The organism is Lishizhenia tianjinensis, from assembly GCF_900116425.1.
GTDB lineage: Bacteria > Bacteroidota > Bacteroidia > Flavobacteriales_D > Crocinitomicaceae > Lishizhenia > Lishizhenia tianjinensis.
On sequence record NZ_FPAS01000005.1, the window covers coordinates 154059 to 171897 of the forward strand.

Genomic DNA, 17839 nt, shown 5'->3' on the forward strand with positions numbered 1-17839 from the left:
AAGCGCGTGAAACCCTAATATCAATTTTAAATGTTGAATTTTGATTTTCGAATGTTGAATTAAAAGGAGGGGCTTTTAACGGGCTATACGCTATAGTCCTTTGTTGCTTTTGTTTTGCGTTAAAACCTACACCAAGCTTCTAAAGTCGCTTTCTGTAGGCTAAACTCCAATACAAAAGCACCTGCAGGCCTGCCGCTGCTATCCCTAAGCCAGTTAATCTTTCTCAGGCATAAAAAAAGGGTGATACATTAGTACCACCCTTCTATATTTTTCAAAAGCTATCCTTAGATGGCTTCGATAATTGCGTTTAAAGTTGCACTTGGACGCATAGCTTTGTTCACCAAATCAACTGATGGGTAGTAGTACCCTTTGATTTCTTGCGCTTCACCTTGTGCAGCATTTAATTCCTCAATAATTTTTGCTTCGTTTGCAGCCATATCTGCGTAAACTTTAGCAAAAGTTGCTTTCATATCTGCATCTTCGTCTTGCGCAGCCATTGCTTCTGCCCAGTACATTGCTAAATAGAAGTGAGATCCTCGGTTGTCTAACTCATTCACCTTACGTTTTGGCGATTTGTCGTTCAATAAGAATTTCTCTGTTGCTTTATCTAATGCAGTAGCCAATACGATAGCTCTGTTGTTGTTGTATTTCTCTCCTAAGTGCTCTAAAGAAACCGCTAAGGCTAAGAACTCTCCTAAAGAATCCCATCTTAGGTGACCTTCTTTCACAAACTGTTGAACGTGCTTCGGTGCAGAACCTCCCGCTCCAGTTTCAAACAATCCACCTCCGTTCATCAATGGAACAATAGATAACATTTTTGCAGATGTTCCTAATTCTAAAATTGGGAATAAATCTGTTAAGTAATCTCTCAATACGTTACCTGTAACAGAAATTGTATTTTCTCCAGCTTTTACTCTATCCAAAGTGTAGATTGTAGCATCGTATGGAGTTTTGATCATGATTTCTAATCCAGAAGTATCGTGGTCTTTCAAGTACATGTTTACTTTCTTGATCAATTCAGCATCGTGCGCTCTGTTCTCATCTAACCAGAAAATTGCTGGCCATCCTGTAGCTCTAGAACGTGTAACAGCTAATTTAACCCAGTCTTGGATAGGTGCATCTTTAACTTGACACATTCTCCAGATATCTCCAGCTTCTACATCGTGCTCAATAATTGTGTTTCCAGCTGCATCCACTACACACACTTTTCCATTTTCTGACATTTGGAAAGTCTTGTCGTGAGAACCGTACTCCTCAGCTTTTTGTGCCATCAATCCTACGTTAGGAACAGTTCCCATAGTTGTTGGATCAAATGCACCATTTTCTTTACAGAAGTCTATTGTCGCTTGGTAAATTCCTGCGTAAGATCTGTCTGGAATAACTGCCTTCGTATCTTTTGGATTTCCATCAGGTCCCCACATTTGTCCTGAATTTCTAATCATCGCTGGCATAGAAGCATCGATAATTACATCAGAAGGAACGTGAAGGTTAGTAATTCCGTTATCAGAATCAACCATAGCTAAAGCAGGTTGTTTTCCGTAGATAGTTTCAATAGCGCTCAACAATTCTGCTTTTTCGTCTGCAGAAAGTTTTTCCATTTGCGTGTATAAATCACCCAAACCATTGTTAGCATCGAAACCTAATTTTTCCATTAATGGAGCGTGAGAAGTGTACAAGTCTTCAAAGAAAACCTCTACCAAAGATCCAAATAAAATAGGATCACTCACTTTCATCATTGTTGCTTTAAGGTGTACAGAGAATAATACATCCTTTTCTTTCGCGTCAACGATTTGTTTTTTGTAGAAAGCTCTCAATTGGTTCATGCTCATTACAGAAGCATCAATAATTTCACCTTCTAAAAGGTTTAAACCTTCTTTCAATATAGTCTCTCCGTTTGCACCTTTAAAAACGATGTTTACCGTTTCTGGCTTAGAAGTAGTGTAAGATTTTTCAGAACCGTAGAAATCTCCACCTTCCATACTTGAAACGTGAGATTTAGAATCTTTTGCCCATGCACCCATAGAGTGAGGGTTGTTTTTCGCGTAATTTTTAACAGCCTGTGGTGCACGTCTGTCTGAGTTACCTTCTCTCAAAACAGGGTTTACAGCACTACCTTTAACTTTGTTGTATAAGGCTTGAACCTTTTTCTCCTCATCTGTTTGAGGGTTTTCAGGGTAATTTGGTAAAGCAAATCCTTGTGCTTGTAATTCTGCAATTGCCGCAGTTAACTGTGGAATAGAAGCAGAAATATTTGGAAGTTTAATGATGTTTGCTTCTGGTGTTTTTGCTAATTCACCTAATTCTGCTAATGCATCACTAACTTTTTGATCATCGTTTAAGTAGTCTGAGAAATTAGCTAAAATTCTTCCGGCTAACGAAATGTCTCTCGTTTCCATGTTTACATCCGCCTGAGCTGTAAATGCTTCAACGATAGGAAGTAATGAATGTGTTGCTAAAAACGGCGCCTCGTCTGTTTTTGTGTAAATAATTTTTGCTTTCTCTGATGACATAATTAAAATTTTGTAGTGCCCACAAATCTAATAAAATCTTCTTGTTTTTAGGTAGGAATGTGGTGCTTAAAAACAGGACAAAAGTCTAGCAGTTTTAAAACAACGAGATGTATTCCACAAGGATCTTTTCTAGTTTTATCGTCAGATCAAAATCCAGAAAGAATGCGGCAAACAAATTAAGGATGAATGCTTTCCTTTAATTGTTGGTTTTGAAAATCTCTACTAAATCAGAAATTTTATGAATGTTGAGCTTTTTGTAAATACGCTTCACATGCGTGTTCACGGTGAGGTAAGAAATGTTCATTTGGTCGGCAACCTCTTTGCGCGAATATCCTTTCATCAAATGCTCGGTAATTTCTTTTTCCTTTTTGGTAAGTATCTCCACAACATGAGAGATGGTTTCGTCAAACAAAGTTTGCTGACCATTGGCAGTGTTCAAACGAACGATGCCTCGAACTCCGTTGAAATTGAGAACTGATTCAAAACACATACCCGTAGAAAGAACAGGAACACCCTTTTCGTCTAGTTTACTGTAAGAGCTGTATTCTACAATGGGAGTTTTAACCTCGGTAGTTGGATTAAACATGTTGTAGTGCATTTCGAAAACAACTTGTGTAATGTCAATGTCTTTTTGTTCGGCCACAACAGCGTTCATCTTTGGAAATAAACTCGTAGATAAAACCTCAAAATCTATAGGGTCTATAATCTCCGGCAATATACTTACCCCTTTTTTGTAGAAATCTTGAGCACTTTGTCCGGTAAAACTTTTACATACATCATTGATGTAGGCATATTTCATGGAGGTCAAATTCAAGATGTAAAAAATAGAATTGCGGTTAATTCCTGTATTGGCTAAGATTTTAAACTTTTCAATGTATCCTTCTATTTCTTCTTTGGAAATAGTATTGGGATTTTTTATTTCCTCTATGTGCGTTTGTAGGGGTGTTGACATTTTTAATAGCAGTTAAAAAGTGACGATAATACGAACTTATCGCCACTGAAAGTATTAAAAATAGTTTAAATTATCATGACACGCATAGTTTTTTAAACTGCAAGTAAGTAGCGTTTACCTGGTAAACTTTTTACACAACCTTGAAATTCTAGGTTGAGAAGTGTAGTGCTTACTTGACTTACGGGCTGTTTTAAATGATAAGCCAATTCATCTATACTTTGTTCATTTTTATCCCTAAGTAGGTCCACTATATTTTGCTCTTCTGCATTTAATTCTAAAAAGAGAGGGATTTGTACGGCTTCAGGAGCTGATTTTTCCCAATTCATGAGGTAAAATAAATCTTCAGAAGAGCTAATGAGATGGGCGCGTTGCAGGCGTATGAGTTTGTTGCATCCTTTGGAATAGGGTTTATTTACATCACCAGGAAAAGCAAATACATCTCTGTTGTAATCATTCGCGAGGTAGGCGGTAATGAGGGAACCACCTTTTTCACCACTTTCAACAACTATGGTAGCGTCACACATACCGGCAACAATTCTATTTCGGGTGGGGAAGTTTTCTCTATCGGGTTTTGTACCTGGAAGAAATTCGGTAAGCAAACCTCCTTTAGCCATCATTTGTTGGGCTGTGTTTTTGTGTATGGCCGGGTAAATTCTATCCAAACCATGTCCTAAAACACCTACAGTAGAAAGTCCGTAATTGACACAAAGTTTATGGGCGTGTATGTCTATACCATAGGCTAAACCAGAAACCACTTGTAACTTGTGTTCGGCAAATTTTTGTATCAATTCCTCAACAAGCATTTTACCGTAAGGTGTTGCGTTTCGCGTTCCTACAATGGCAACTGTTTTGGGATAATCAAAATCTAAGTTTCCTTTTCCAAATAGGAGTAAAGGTGCATCTGCACAATGTTTTAATCTTCTAGGATAAAGAGGAGATAGGTAGTTAAAAACGGAGAGGTCTTCACGGGTGAGAAAGTCGAGATATTCTTCTGCTTCCTTTAAAGCTTCCTTTCTTTTTATTTTTTGAACAAGCTTATCACTGGCACCTTCTAAATTTTTCAGTTGCACCTTACTTAAGCTGTAAAAGTTTTCTATTCCTCCACTTTGGGCAATAAGACTTTTGGCGGTTTTAATTCCTATTCCTTTCATAAATTGAAAGCCGAGGAACAATTTCAATTCTTCTTTTGTCATTACAATTAGGTTGATGTGAGCATGTTGCTTCTTTTAAAGATAAAGAAAGTTCTCCAAGCATCAAAAACTAATTCCTTTATCTTTGAAGCCAATCCAAAAACATCAATTATGAAAGTACTGGGGGTAATTCCATCTCGTTACGGTTCTAGCAGGTTTCCCGGAAAACCCTTGATAGATATTAAGGGAAAGTCCATGATACAACGCGTGTATGAAGGAGCTAAACAATCTAGTTTATTGGATGAGTTAGTGGTAGCAACAGATGACCAACGCATTGTAGATGAGGTAGAGGCTTTTGGAGGAAAAGTGATGTTAACAGCCGCGCATCACCCGAGTGGAACAGATAGATGTGCCGAGGTGGCAGAGCAGTACGCAGATTATGATGTGGTGATCAACATACAAGGAGATGAACCTTTGGTAAATCCAAAACAATTGGATGCCTTGTTGGCAGTGTTTAAAGATTCAAAAGTAGAGATAGCTACTCTCGCTACACGTAACATTTCGGAGGAGGATGTACAAAACCCAAATCGTATAAAATTAGTGTGTAATGCAGAGCAAGAGGCCTTGTATTTTTCGAGAAGTGCTATTCCTAATCAACACCATGCCAAGCAAAGTGCTTTGGAAAACTTCCCCTTCTTTAAACACATAGGATTGTATGCATACAAGACAGAAGTTTTAATGAAATTGACACAATTAGAACCAAGTCTTTTGGAGCAAGTGGAGTCTTTAGAACAATTGAGGTGGATGTATTATGGGTATAAAATTAAAGTGGTAGAAACTGATTTAGAGACCCCAAACATAGACACACCAGATGATTTGGAAAAAGTATTGCAATTTTTAGAAGATTAGCGCAACTTTTTTCCATTGGTGGCGTAGACTTTCTACTCCAAATTGAGTATTTTTGTTAGGAATGAAGCAGGTAAACGAGGCGATAGCAGAACTATTATTAAGACACAATTGTGTGATCATCCCCAACTTTGGTGGATTCATTGCCAATGTGCTTAATGCTCAAATAGATTTAAATCAAGGAAGAATAGAGGCGCCTAAAAAGGCCCTTACTTTTAATACAAACCTGATCAACAACGACGGTTTATTAGCCAACTATATGGCCAATAAAAACCAATGGAGTTTTGAGCAGGCAAGTACAACCATTCAAGAAGAGGTTGTAACTTGGAAACAACAATTGAAGCAAGGAGAGCGCGTGGAAATCGAACGTGTAGGTTTCTTGTATTTCGATAAAGAACAGAACCTCAATTTTGAACAAGACAGATTCTTTAACTTGTTGTTGTCTTCTTATGGTTTAAGCGATGTTAATTTCGTTCAACCTGCCAAAGAAGAAAAAACAGCTCCGGCTTTAACCGCTGTAAAAGCAATTGAGGAGGAAAAAGAAGAGAAAACACCTATCATTTCTATAGGGAAAGCAGAAGAAATAAGAACGGTTGCAGAGCAAGAGGTAGAACAACCAACAAAGCGTAAGCGTGCGTTCTGGAAGTATGCAGCGGCTGCGGCATTTATTCCCGTTGCCTTCTATTCTTATTGGATACCGACACAAACGGATGTTTTACAATCAGGAGTTGTGTTGAAAGGAGATTTTAATCCTTTTGTACAACCAGAGCTAAAACAATACGATCCTGCAAATTCACCCGTATTAGAAGTTGAGCGTTTAGCACCAGAAAAATCTTTGGAAGAGATTATGAATGAACTTCCGGAGGGTGTGGAAACCTATACCTTCCCTGTAGACGATTACTTCTACTTAACGGTAAAAAAAGAAAGCACTGAAACTATTCCAACGCAAGTTGAAAAGGTTGAAGAGGTTTCTACTCCTGTAGCAAAAGAAGAAAGTGTTGCCACTACTTACAGTCGTCATTTAATAGCTGGGTGTTTTACAGAAAAAGAAAATGCCGAAAGTTTGGTAAATGCGCTTAAAAATGATGGCTTGAATGCTTTCGTTTTGGATTATCACAAAGGTTTGTACAGAGTGAGTGCTGCGCAAAGCAATGATAGAGAAGAGGCATTGGCCCTAAAGAAGAAATTACAAGGATCAGGTGTAATCACTTGGTTACTTCATCTATAATAATTTAAATGCTCCTTTTCGGAGCATTTTTTAATTCAATACATTTTATATGAAAAAATCTGTGTTAATGTTAGGTGCTTTGGCGCTTACATTTAATTCTTTTAGTCAAGATTTCACAACGAACAGTGAAACGTCACAATACAAATTTGAGAAAGTGGCACATTTGGATGCTACACCTGTACAATCTCAAGGGTATACAGGTACTTGTTGGAGTTTTTCAGCCTTGTCTTTCTTTGAGTCAGAAATGATAAGAATGGGGAAGAAAGATGTTCCACAATTGTCTGAAATGTATGTAGCGCGTAAAGCTTACGAAGGAAAAGCAGAAAAATACATCCGTATGGATGGGAAAACAAACTTCTCACAAGGTGGTGCTTTTCATGATATTCCTTGGGTATTTAGAAACCACGGATTGGTTCCTGCAGAAGCTTATGAGGGATTGAACTATGGTACTGATAAGCACAACCACAGCGAAATGTTTGCTGGTTTAGAAGGTTTTGTAAAAGGAATCATGTCTACCGTAGGTTCTACAGGTTTAACGAGTTCTTGGAAGGCTGGTTTTGCAGCCATCTTGGATGCTTATTTGGGAGAAGATCCAACAAACTTTACGTACAAGGGTAAAGAATATACGCCACGTTCTTTTGCAGATGAAACAGGCTTAAAAATGGATGATTATGTTTCTTTAACTTCATTCACAAACCATCCTTTGAACCAACAATGTTTCTTAGCGATTCAAGATAACTGGGCTTGGGGAAGTTCTTACAATGTAAGTTTAGAGGACCTCGTAAGTGCAACAGAAGAAGCCTTGAAAAATGGTTATACTGTTGCTTGGGGAGCTGATGTTTCTGAAAAAGGATTCTCTTTTAGAGATGGATTAGCAATAGTACCCGCAGATGAATCTACCATTCAAGTTAGAGGTAGAGACAATAGAAATTATTCGGATGCAGGAGCAGAGAAGATTTCAAATGCTTTTGATACACCTGTTGCAGAAAAAGAAATAACTGCGGAGCTTCGTCAGAAAGGTTATGATAATAAAACGACTACGGATGACCACGGTATGCACATTACAGGTTTGTACAAAGAAGCGAATGGAACTCCTTACTTCTTAGTGAAAAATAGTTGGGGAACAGGTAATTACCCAGAAGGTTACTTATACGTTTCTGCTAACTACTTTAAATGGAAGACCATCAATGTTTACTTGCATAAAGATGCATTGACCAAAGAAATGAAGAAGAAATTGAATTTATAATTTCGTTCAACTAAAAATGTGAAAAGCCTTCCTTCGGGGAGGCTTTTTTTATGCAATGGCCTGCTATGATTTGTATTTGTGATGGCAAAATGAATATTTGATTTTGTGTATAACTAATAATGTCGTAACTTGTGTATAACAACTAAACGTATTGATTATGCAACGATTAACTCCAGCAGAGGAGAAGGTTATGCTCAAATTATGGCAACTGGAGGTTGCCGTAGTGAAAGACATTCTAGAGCTTTATGAAAAGCCCAGACCTTCGTACAACACAGTTTCTACCATTGTGAGGATACTCGAAAAAAAGAAATTTATTGAACACAAAAAGAAAGGACGAGGTTACATTTATATGCCGCGCGTTACGAAAATGGACTACAGTGAGTATCTCATTTCCTTTCTAAAAGTCAATTATTTCGACAATGATGTAGAAAAATTTAAAGCTGCAATAGTGTAATAAGCTTACGGAACAGAACAAAAACTGATGGCCAACAAAATTATACCGCCATCGATTAAACCTGAGTAAAAGAGCTCAGGTTTATTTTTTGTAGTAAGTTGTATCAATACCGCCTGATAAATTAAAGCAATCGTTAATAGACTTTGTTGCAATAAATTTGTGCTTAAGTAAGAAAAGATACAAGCAGATGAAATCAAGGTAATGAGTGCTATTTTCTTGGCTAAATCAATTCCAAAAACTTGAGGAACCGTTTTGCTGTTGGGATCATCATAGTTTAAATCTCTAATGTCAAATGGTACGGTAATGGCCAAAATGTAGAGGTAAAATGCTGCGCCGAATAAGAAACTATTCCAACTTAAAAGCTCTTCGTTTAAGGCCGGAAAAATGCAAGTAGAGCTTACCCAAACGAGGGCAATAAGGTGAATCTTTACGTGTGGAATTTCTCTCAAATTTTTAAGGTTACCCAATTTTAAGGCGTAGAATATGGAGATAAAGGCTAGGGGAATAAGAAAAATAAAAGAGTGTAAATGGTAAAGGTGTTGGAAGTAAATGATCAAACAAAGTATAGAACTCAATATACTAAGAATGTAAAGTAGTTTGGAATGTTGCTTTAACCAGAGTAAACGGCCGGTGTCCCATTCTTTTTTATCCTGACTCCTTTTTATAATGCGCTGAGCGTTGTAGGTTAGAAGGGTAGCAGAGAAAACGAAAAGGGCATAGTAGAAAGCATTTTCAATATCCTGTTGTACACAAAAAGCATAACTCATACTCGCAGCCGAAAGGCTTACTAAAATATTGGAGTATACTATGAACCGAATGCTTTTCAAAATTCAATTTCTTTGCTTTCGCCAAAGCTATCTAAAGTATCGATTTCTACATCATAGGCGGCTTTAAATCTTACCTGTATAAGCGCATGAAAGTAAATGGAGTCTAATACATAGTACCCTACAATTAAGAGGGAAATTCTGCTGAATTCACTCGCCGAACTTCCAAAAATGTAAAATGCAAGTATGGTTAAAAATGCTCCCGCAGTATGAATAACAAAGGTAAATAGATGAAGTCCCATTTTACTATTTTCCTTTTGAAGTCTGTAATACATTAGAGCAAGGAAAATAATAATGAAGGGCAGTGAAGTGATCAAAGCGACTACGGCAGCAATTAGTCCCATACCTATAGCTTCTAAAGAACCGTTAATAGGGATGGCTAAAAATATAGAGCTCACCAAGCATGCTAAATAGGCTAAAAGAAAATGTCGGGCTTTAAGGTTTTGCTTTTTCATACCCACAAGATAAACAAACAGAAAGTATGGAAAAAGAAAAAGGACCAGTTACCTGATCCTTTTCGTATGCTTTTGTGAGGAATTAACAAAATTGTTTGTAAGCCTCTTTTAAATTTTCAGCAATCATTTCAGCAGTTCCACCTTCGATGTGGTGTCTTTCTAAGAAGTGAACCAATTTACCATCTTTGAACAAAGCAATAGATGGAGATGATGGAGGGTAAGGTAAGAAGTACTTTCTTGCTTGGTTTGTAGCTTCACCGTCAACTCCTGCAAAAACAGTTGTTAAAGCATCTGGTTTTACATCACCTTGAATTGATAATTTAACACCTGGTCTCATGTTACCAGCTGCACATCCACATACAGAGTTTACAACTACTAATAAACTTCCTTCGCTTCCGTTTATTTTATTGTCTACCTCTTCTGCTGTTGTTAATTGTTCAAATCCAACTGAAGTTAAATCTTCTTTCATTGGAGCAACTAATTCTGGAGGGTACATATTTCTCGTTTTTTAATTTTGTACAAAGATAGTAAGCATCTTAACATAGCGGCAAGAAATTACTGTCTGGTGAAGTACATCATTTCAATTCTACAACTCTCCTGCCTCTTGTTTCCTAAATCTCTTATGAAAACGTTGGATGTTTACTTCTGCTATTAAGTCCTCTCCATTTAAAATATGGTCTAACAAATGTTCGCTCAAATAAGGTGCTAACATATAACCTTTTGTACCCAGACCATTAAAAACAAACAAGCCTTTGTGTTTGGGATGTTCGCCTAAAAATGCACGTCTGTCTGGAGAGGTAGGACGTATACCTGTGATGTGTTCGTTGATAGTAAACTTAGCCGTAGAATTTAGGTCATATTTTTCTAAAAGCTCTGCCTTCTTTTCTTCAGTTGGCGTTAAATCAGTAGTGTTCCAATCGAAAGTTGCACCCAGTTTAAAACGTTGGTCACCAACAGGTAATACAAAACATTTACGGTTTAAAATTTCATCTTCACTTAACTCATCAGAGGAAATGTCTAACAATTCTCCTTTGGTTTGACCCAAGGGCAAGTAATTGAACCAAGGGTTTTCCTTGCCTTTATATCCTTCCGCAAACACAATGAAATCAAAGTGCTCTTGCTTGTAGCTTTTTTGTTCAATATCAATGGCTTGATGGTCTATACTTTCATAGCGAAGTAAGCCTTTTCCTTCAAAATAGTCTCTGTTGGCTTTCAAGAAATTTTCGCTGTGTATGTAGCCGCCTTTTAATACAAAACCTTGACCAAAAGTGTCTTTTGCATAAGCAGGATGAGGTTGAGCATCCAATTGTAAATAGGATGAGTATTCAGGATCTTCACTTCTTTCCTTCCACAATTTAGCTTCATCTTCGGAAGAAAATAAGCGTCGAATAGGAATGTGATGAAAGAAAGTGCTTCCCGTTTTTTCTTCGAGGTTTTTATAGAAATTATTGAGGTAGGGAATGAATTCATCTGCTTTCCAACTTTTGAGCATTCTTCGAAAAACAAAAGGATTGATCATACCTGCAGCAACACGTGTACTGTGGTTTTCTTTTTCAGTAATGATTAGAAAATCTTCTCCTCTTTTTTCCAATTGATGTGCGATACTGAGTCCGGCAACACCTCCACCTATAATCAATGTTTTCATACGAGATCAAAAGTAAGCAATCCCTTTCATCAAAGGATGAACAGATATCAGTTTTCCGCGTGATTATTGTGCGTAGGCCAAGGTGTAAATACTTATAGTGAGGTTGGGTACGCTTTCTTTTAAAGTGAGGGCACAGGCTTCTAGGGTGGCACCTGTTGTTAATACATCGTCCACCAATAAAATATGTTTGTTGGCTATGCTTTCTGCGTGCTTTACGTAGAATACTTTGCGCACATTATCTATGCGTTCTGCACGTGATTTTTTGGTTTGTGAACTGTTGTGCTTCCCCTTGTAAAGCACCTTGTCGTAGATGGGGATTTCAAAGACTTCACTCAAACCTTGAGCAAGTAGTTTACTTTGGTTATATCCGCGTTTAAAGTGTTTCTTTTCGTGTAAGGAAACGGGAATGATTCCGTCAAATGCTTCGAAATGAGGAGAAGCTTTCCATTTTTCGGCCATGAGTTGACCCAAGTAAATGGCAAGTTCTTTTCCGTGATTGTATTTTATTTGATGAAGTATATTTTGTGTACTTGAATTGGTTTTGAAATAAAGTAGAGAGAGGACAAGATTTAAATAAACCCGACCGTAAAAAATTTCATTGATATAAGCGTTTTTCCCTTGTTGTTCGAAGTGGGTAAATCGTAGATTATCATGACAATCAATACATAAGCATTTTTGTTGATAAGGGAGGTCCTTTTCACACACAAAACAGCGGTTAGGAAATGGAATTGACAGTAGAGATTCTCCTATTTTCGTAACTTGATAATATAGCTTATTTAATCGAGACAAAAGGCGGTTTTTTTGTTTATTTCTTTAAACAAGTTGATGTTGGAAAATATACTTAAAAATTTCCTAAGATTTTGATTGATAAGTCATTAATTTTATAAAAAGTTCATTAGTAAGTGGTTTTACTGGGCTTCTAAGCGGAGAAAAAATTTCTAAAGAAATTAGATTAATTTTATGTGAATATCTTTTAAGCAGATGTTAATAATCCGGTTTCCTTCCACAAGTCAGGGGTTTACAATCTTCAATGTGGATAAAGTTGGAAAATTGTGAATTTCTTTAGTTGATTGATGTCAAAAAATTAGCAACATTTGTACACGCCTCAAATGAATGACTGATTCGAGAAATTCTTTCCAAATAATTAGAGGACAAGTAAAATTTTAAGACTAATAAACAGGGCAAACAAGAGTTGTTTGCTTATTAGATAAATATTGCACTAAAAAAGGTTAAACAAATGGCACAAAATGAACCAATTTTAGAGGAAAACAAGGACAGATTCGTTCTCTTCCCAATTAAACACGACGACATTTGGTCGTTCTACAAAAAAGCTGAGGCAAGTTTTTGGACTGCTGAGGAAATCGATTTATCTCCAGACTTAATCGACTGGGAAAACAAGTTGAATGACGACGAGCGTCATTTCATCAAGCACGTCTTAGCATTCTTTGCTGCATCAGATGGGATAGTTAACGAAAACTTGGCAGAGAATTTTGTTGCCGAGGTGCAATATACAGAGGCTAAATTCTTCTATGGTTTCCAAATCGCCATGGAGAACATCCACTCAGAAACGTATTCATTATTAATAGATACTTACATTAAAGATTCTAAAGAAAAGAATCAATTGTTCAACGCAATCGAAACGATGGATTGTGTTCGTAAGAAGGCAGATTGGGCTTTGCGTTGGATAGACGAAGGGAGTTTTGCTGAGCGTTTGATCGCGTTTGCAGCAGTAGAGGGTATTTTCTTTTCAGGATCATTTTGTTCTATCTTCTGGTTGAAGAAAAGAGGCTTAATGCCAGGATTATCTTTCTCTAACGAGTTGATCTCAAGAGACGAAGGATTGCACTGTGATTTCGCTTGTTTATTGTACAACAGCCACTTGAATAACAAACTTTCAACAGATACGGTTAAGAGCATCATCTTAGACGCTGTTGAAATTGAAAAAGAATTTATTCTTGAATCTCTTCCTGTACGTTTAATCGGGATGAACTCTGAATTGATGTCGCAATACATTGAGTTCGTTGCTGATAGATTACTTGCGGAGTTAGGATGTGAAAAAGTATTCAATGTATCAAATCCGTTTGATTTCATGGATATGATTTCTATCCAAGGGAAAACTAACTTCTTTGAGAAGAGAGTAGGAGAGTACCAAAAAGCAGGAGTAATGTCAGGAAATGAAGGACAATCATTCTCTATGGATGAGGACTTCTAAGAACCAATTATTGAGAAACACCAAAAACACGCGCCCATGTACGTTATAAAGAGAGACGGAAGAAAAGAGCCGATTAAATTCGACAAAATTACTGCCCGTATTATTAAGCTTTGTTATGGATTAGACCCATTAGTATCTCCAGAAGGAGTAGCTATGAAGGTTATTGAAGGAATCTATGACGGGGTAACCACTACTGAATTAGATAATTTAGCAGCTGAAGTTGCAGCAGCTAAAACAATCGATCACCCAGATTACGCTTTATTAGCATCACGTATTTCTGTATCTAACTTGCACAAGAAGACAAAGAAAACCTTCTCTGAGGCAATGGAAGATTTATACAGATACATTGATCCTAAGACAGGTGAAAACGCTGCTTTGTTAGCCGATGACGTGTACAACGTTATTATGGAAAACAAAGACAGATTAGATTCAAGCATCATTTACGATAGAGATTTCCGTTACGATTACTTCGGTTTCAAAACTTTGGAAAGATCTTACTTATTAAAGTTAGATGGTGAAATAGCTGAACGTCCTCAACATATGTTGATGCGTGTATCTGTAGGTATCCACAAACACGATATCGAAGCAGCTATCAAAACGTATAACTTGATGTCTGAAGGTTGGTTTACTCACGCTACACCAACTTTATTTAACGCCGGAACTCCAAAGCCGCAAATGTCTTCTTGTTTCTTGTTGACAATGAAAGAAGATAGCATCAGCGGTATCTACGACACTTTACAATCATGCGCGCAAATCTCTCAAAGTGCTGGTGGAATTGGATTGGCTATTCACGATATTAGAGCAAAAGGTTCTTATATAAAAGGAACAAATGGTACTTCTAATGGTATCGTTCCTATGTTACGTGTATTTAATGACACGGCACGTTACGTTGACCAAGGTGGAGGTAAACGTAAAGGTTCTTTCGCAATGTACTTGGAACCATGGCATGCGGATGTGTTTGACTTCTTAGATTTGAAGAAAAACCACGGTAAGGAAGAACAAAGAGCAAGAGATTTATTCTACGCACTTTGGATTCCAGACTTGTTCATGAAGCGAGTAGAAGAAAACGGACAATGGACCTTGATGTGTCCTCACGAATGTCCAGGACTTTCTGAAACTTACGGAGATGAGTTCGAAGCATTGTACACAAAGTATGAAGCAGAAGGAAAAGGAAGAAAAACAATCAAAGCACAAGATCTTTGGTTTAAGATATTAGAATCGCAAATCGAAACAGGTACACCTTACATGTTGTACAAAGATGCTGCGAACAAGAAATCTAACCAACAGAATTTAGGGACGATCAAGTCATCTAACTTGTGTACAGAGATTATAGAATACACGGCACCAGACGAGGTAGCTGTATGTAACTTGGCTTCTTTGGCATTGCCGAAGTACGTTGAGGATGGAGTATTTAACCACGATAAATTATTCGAGGTTACTTACCAAGCAGCAGTGAACTTAAATAGAATTATCGACGGAAATTACTACCCAGTACCAGAAGCTGAGAATTCTAACTTACGTCACAGACCAATCGGTTTAGGAGTTCAAGGTTTGGCAGATACGTACATTTTAATGCGTTACCCATTCGATTCTCCTGAAGCAAAACAATTGAACAAGGAGATTTTTGAAACAATTTACTACGCGGCAATGACTGCTTCTAAGGATTTGGCGAAAGTAGAAGGACCTTACCAAACAATTGAAGGGTCTCCAGTTTCAAAAGGAATTTTCCAATTTGATATGTGGGGTGTTACTCCATCTAACAGATGGGAATGGGATGTGTTGAAAGAAGAAGTGAAAGAGCACGGAGTACGTAACTCATTGTTGTTAGCACCAATGCCAACGGCTTCAACTGCACAAATCTTAGGAAACAACGAATGTTTTGAGCCTTACACTTCTAACATTTACACAAGACGTGTATTATCAGGTGAGTTTATTATCGTAAACAAGCACTTGTTAAGAGACTTGGTAAAAGAAGGTTTATGGAACAACGAAATGCGTCAAAAATTGATGGCTTCTAATGGTTCTGTACAAAACATTTCTGAGATTCCACAAGAATTAAAAGACCTATACAAAACAGCATGGGAGTTATCTCAAAAAGAGATTATCGAACAAGCTGCAGATAGAGGAGCTTACATCTGTCAATCTCAATCGTTGAATGTATTTATGGAGAACGCTAACTTCGGTAAGTTAACTTCTATGCACTTCTTCGGATGGAAACAAGGATTGAAAACAGGTATGTACTACTTAAGAACGAAAGCTGCAACAGACGCAATTAAGTTTACAGTAGACAAATCAATTACAGCAGACAAAGTAGTAGCGAAAACGGAAGAACAAAGACAAGCAGAAATTGCATGTTCTTTAGATGATCCGGATAACTGCGAAATGTGTTCAGGATGATATCTGAGGGAAATGATAGGGTCATAATCAAAGGCTTGAGCGGCATAACTCGAAAATTTGAGACCCAGTCATTTTAACAATACTGCGTAAAGGTTAATAATTGTGCCGTTTTTATAAACCACGCAATGCAAACGCCCCATGTTTTTGGGGCGTTTTTTTTGTCTAATTTTTAATGATTTTTTGACATGTGATTCCTGCGTCACTTTCCAATTGAAGCAGATAGACACCAGCAGGAAAGGCTGAGAGGTCAATTTGGTTTATAGGACCATTCGAACATAATTGCCTTAGGAGTAAGTTACCTTGTAAATCTGTTATGGAGCAGGAAGTTAGAGTTTCCGTATTTTTTATCGTTAATAGGTCTTCAACCGGGTTTGGATATACCACGAATGTTTTAGCAAGCGGATTTTCACTATTTAAATACACTTTTGTTCCAATTCTATTGCCACCTATGTTCGCATATATTAGCTCGGCATAAGTGTCATAATTTGTCCATAAATCTGGATAGTATGACTTTCTTTTCTCTGTTTGACCAAAATTTGCTGTGTAGGTATACCCCTCAAAAGTACCGGAGACTTCCCATGTGTAATAAGGAATAATTCTATCTATAAATGGACAGTAGCCCTCAATGTTAAAGGCATCAATTACTTTTTTGTAAGTGGGGTACAAATCGCCGTAAAAATTAACCTCTCCCTGTTGGAATTGATAATGGGTGGTGTATGTTACTGGAGCAGAGGAATAGGCTACTTTGCCACTAACGAAACTAATGGGATTCGGATATTCTACCGTATAATCAATTGTGGTAGTATCTATATTAGCAACCTGGTTGTTATGATATTGGTAGTGAAATACATCTCTGTCCCAGTATATTTCAACATATCCATTATTTTCAACCCTGGAGGTAATAATGTAAGTTACATAGGTTTCTGTAAACGTTCCAACACCAGGAGCCGTTACGCCTTTGTAAATCAAAGTGTCACCAGGCTGCCATGGGTATAATTCATCAAAAGTGATGTGGGGGTAATCTCCATAGATAACTTGGTTTTCATAGCTTCCTATCGCCCTGAATTCTTTTTGTGTTGAAGGGAAATTACGCAAGTTTATAAACGCAGTAAGACCATAATTTTTTGAAAGTTGTATAGGTTCTATCCCAAAATTATGAGTAAGGGAAATCCCTGAATTGTCGTATTTGTGTATGGTGTAAGTTAAAACAGAGTCGAGATTACCGTATATAAGCTCTTCAGATTTATGATCCAGTTTTAAGTAGTAGCTAACCATATTCGTATCGGTATACAGTAAAGTAGAATCACCTATGATTTGTGTGAAATAGGTGGTAATGGCATCCCTATTATTATTTCTAAAGGTGAGTTGAAAACCGTTGTTCTGAAGCGAAGTCAACGTTTCTAAACCTAACCAATTATCAAGGTTGTAGATAACGGCAGGGCTGTAAAAAGAAGCTCCCGATGAGCAGCTGTCTATGTCGCTAGGACTAGGTTCTAAACTACTTAATTGGGTGATGGGTTGTGTTGGGCTATGGAAAAGAAAGGTGGTTTCACCTATTCCGTCCAAAGGTTCAAATTGAATTTTTCCATGAAAGGGGTAGTAATCAAAGTTTTGAGCGCAGGTATAAAAGCTTAATAAGATGAGAATAGTTTGAATTAGAGTTTTCATACAATGTTGATTTGGTGGATACTAAAGGTAGATAACTTTATAGTGTGACTCGTCATTTAATTCAATTTTTTTATTCTTCCCGGAGGTAAGTACTTGTTTAGATTTAATAACAGCTTGACGTTATTGGCTTTGAAATTGAAAATTTTAGATTCGAAATTATCAAGGTGTAGTTCTGAAGTTAAGTCCAATGTTTCATACCGGAAGATTTAGTT

General features: G+C 37.3%; 15 protein-coding genes. 6 read left to right on the plus strand and 9 right to left on the minus strand.

Annotated elements, in window-relative coordinates; genetic code table 11:
• Positions 1 to 284 precede the first annotated feature (284 nt).
• From BM327_RS13420 to dprA, 3 genes are all read right to left on the minus strand, one after another.
• Positions 285 to 2510 (minus strand): NADP-dependent isocitrate dehydrogenase, encoded by a 2226-nt coding sequence (locus tag BM327_RS13420; protein ID WP_090251536.1) that lies wholly within the window; start codon positions 2508 to 2510, stop codon positions 285 to 287.
• A gap of 196 nt (positions 2511 to 2706) precedes the next feature.
• Positions 2707 to 3462 carry a response regulator transcription factor gene (locus BM327_RS13425; protein ID WP_090251541.1) on the minus strand — a complete coding sequence of 252 codons (756 nt, stop codon included), beginning with the start codon at positions 3460 to 3462 and terminating at the stop codon, positions 2707 to 2709.
• A gap of 92 nt (positions 3463 to 3554) precedes the next feature.
• Positions 3555 to 4655, minus strand: a complete 1101-nt coding sequence (dprA, locus tag BM327_RS13430) for a DNA-processing protein DprA (protein ID WP_090251545.1) — start codon at positions 4653 to 4655, stop codon at positions 3555 to 3557.
• A 108-nt stretch (positions 4656 to 4763) separates the two neighbouring features.
• Between dprA and kdsB the strand changes: the two genes are divergently transcribed.
• The 4 genes from kdsB to BM327_RS13450 all read left to right on the plus strand — a co-directional run bounded on the left by kdsB (position 4764) and on the right by BM327_RS13450 (position 8426).
• Positions 4764 to 5501, plus strand: coding sequence for a 3-deoxy-manno-octulosonate cytidylyltransferase (gene kdsB, locus BM327_RS13435; protein ID WP_090252049.1), 738 nt, complete (start codon positions 4764 to 4766; stop codon positions 5499 to 5501).
• Between the two features lie 61 nt (positions 5502 to 5562).
• The gene (locus BM327_RS13440; RefSeq protein WP_090251550.1) at positions 5563 to 6726 is read left to right on the plus strand and encodes an HU domain-containing protein; all 1164 of its coding nucleotides are present in this window, start codon (positions 5563 to 5565) and stop codon (positions 6724 to 6726) included.
• Positions 6727 to 6775: 49 nt separating this feature from the next.
• Positions 6776 to 7972: a C1 family peptidase gene (locus BM327_RS13445; protein ID WP_090251553.1), complete on the plus strand. Its 1197-nt coding sequence runs from the start codon at positions 6776 to 6778 to the stop codon at positions 7970 to 7972.
• 157 nt (positions 7973 to 8129) lie between these two features.
• Positions 8130 to 8426: a BlaI/MecI/CopY family transcriptional regulator gene (locus tag BM327_RS13450; RefSeq protein WP_090251558.1), complete on the plus strand. Its 297-nt coding sequence runs from the start codon at positions 8130 to 8132 to the stop codon at positions 8424 to 8426.
• Positions 8427 to 8431: 5 nt separating this feature from the next.
• Here BM327_RS13450 and BM327_RS13455 read toward each other — a convergent pair whose 3' ends face one another.
• The 5 genes from BM327_RS13455 to BM327_RS15800 form a co-directional block, all read right to left on the minus strand.
• On the minus strand, positions 8432 to 9253 hold the full coding sequence (locus BM327_RS13455; protein WP_139230382.1) for a UbiA prenyltransferase family protein: 822 nt from the start codon (positions 9251 to 9253) through the stop codon (positions 8432 to 8434).
• Positions 9250 to 9705: a hypothetical protein gene (locus BM327_RS13460; protein WP_090251568.1), complete on the minus strand. Its 456-nt coding sequence runs from the start codon at positions 9703 to 9705 to the stop codon at positions 9250 to 9252. The genes BM327_RS13455 and BM327_RS13460 overlap by 4 nt, the downstream gene beginning before the upstream one ends.
• 82 nt (positions 9706 to 9787) lie before the next feature.
• Positions 9788 to 10201 carry a BrxA/BrxB family bacilliredoxin gene (locus BM327_RS13465; protein WP_090251572.1) on the minus strand — a complete coding sequence of 138 codons (414 nt, stop codon included), beginning with the start codon at positions 10199 to 10201 and terminating at the stop codon, positions 9788 to 9790.
• Positions 10202 to 10291: 90 nt separating this feature from the next.
• On the minus strand, positions 10292 to 11350 hold the full coding sequence (locus BM327_RS13470; protein WP_090251575.1) for an NAD(P)/FAD-dependent oxidoreductase: 1059 nt from the start codon (positions 11348 to 11350) through the stop codon (positions 10292 to 10294).
• 63 nt (positions 11351 to 11413) lie between these two features.
• Positions 11414 to 12055 carry a ComF family protein gene (locus BM327_RS15800; RefSeq protein WP_139230383.1) on the minus strand — a complete coding sequence of 214 codons (642 nt, stop codon included), beginning with the start codon at positions 12053 to 12055 and terminating at the stop codon, positions 11414 to 11416.
• Positions 12056 to 12587: 532 nt separating this feature from the next.
• Between BM327_RS15800 and BM327_RS13480 the strand changes: the two genes are divergently transcribed.
• Positions 12588 to 13562, plus strand: a complete 975-nt coding sequence (locus tag BM327_RS13480; RefSeq protein WP_090251588.1) for a ribonucleoside-diphosphate reductase small subunit — start codon at positions 12588 to 12590, stop codon at positions 13560 to 13562.
• Between the two features lie 36 nt (positions 13563 to 13598).
• Entirely contained in the window at positions 13599 to 15959 is a 2361-nt protein-coding gene (locus BM327_RS13485; protein WP_090251592.1) for a ribonucleoside-diphosphate reductase subunit alpha, read from the plus strand.
• Positions 15960 to 16121: 162 nt separating this feature from the next.
• Here BM327_RS13485 and BM327_RS13490 read toward each other — a convergent pair whose 3' ends face one another.
• Complete coding sequence (locus BM327_RS13490) at positions 16122 to 17627, minus strand: T9SS type A sorting domain-containing protein (protein WP_090251596.1); 1506 nt, start codon at positions 17625 to 17627, stop codon at positions 16122 to 16124.
• Between the last annotated feature and the right edge of the window lie 212 nt (positions 17628 to 17839).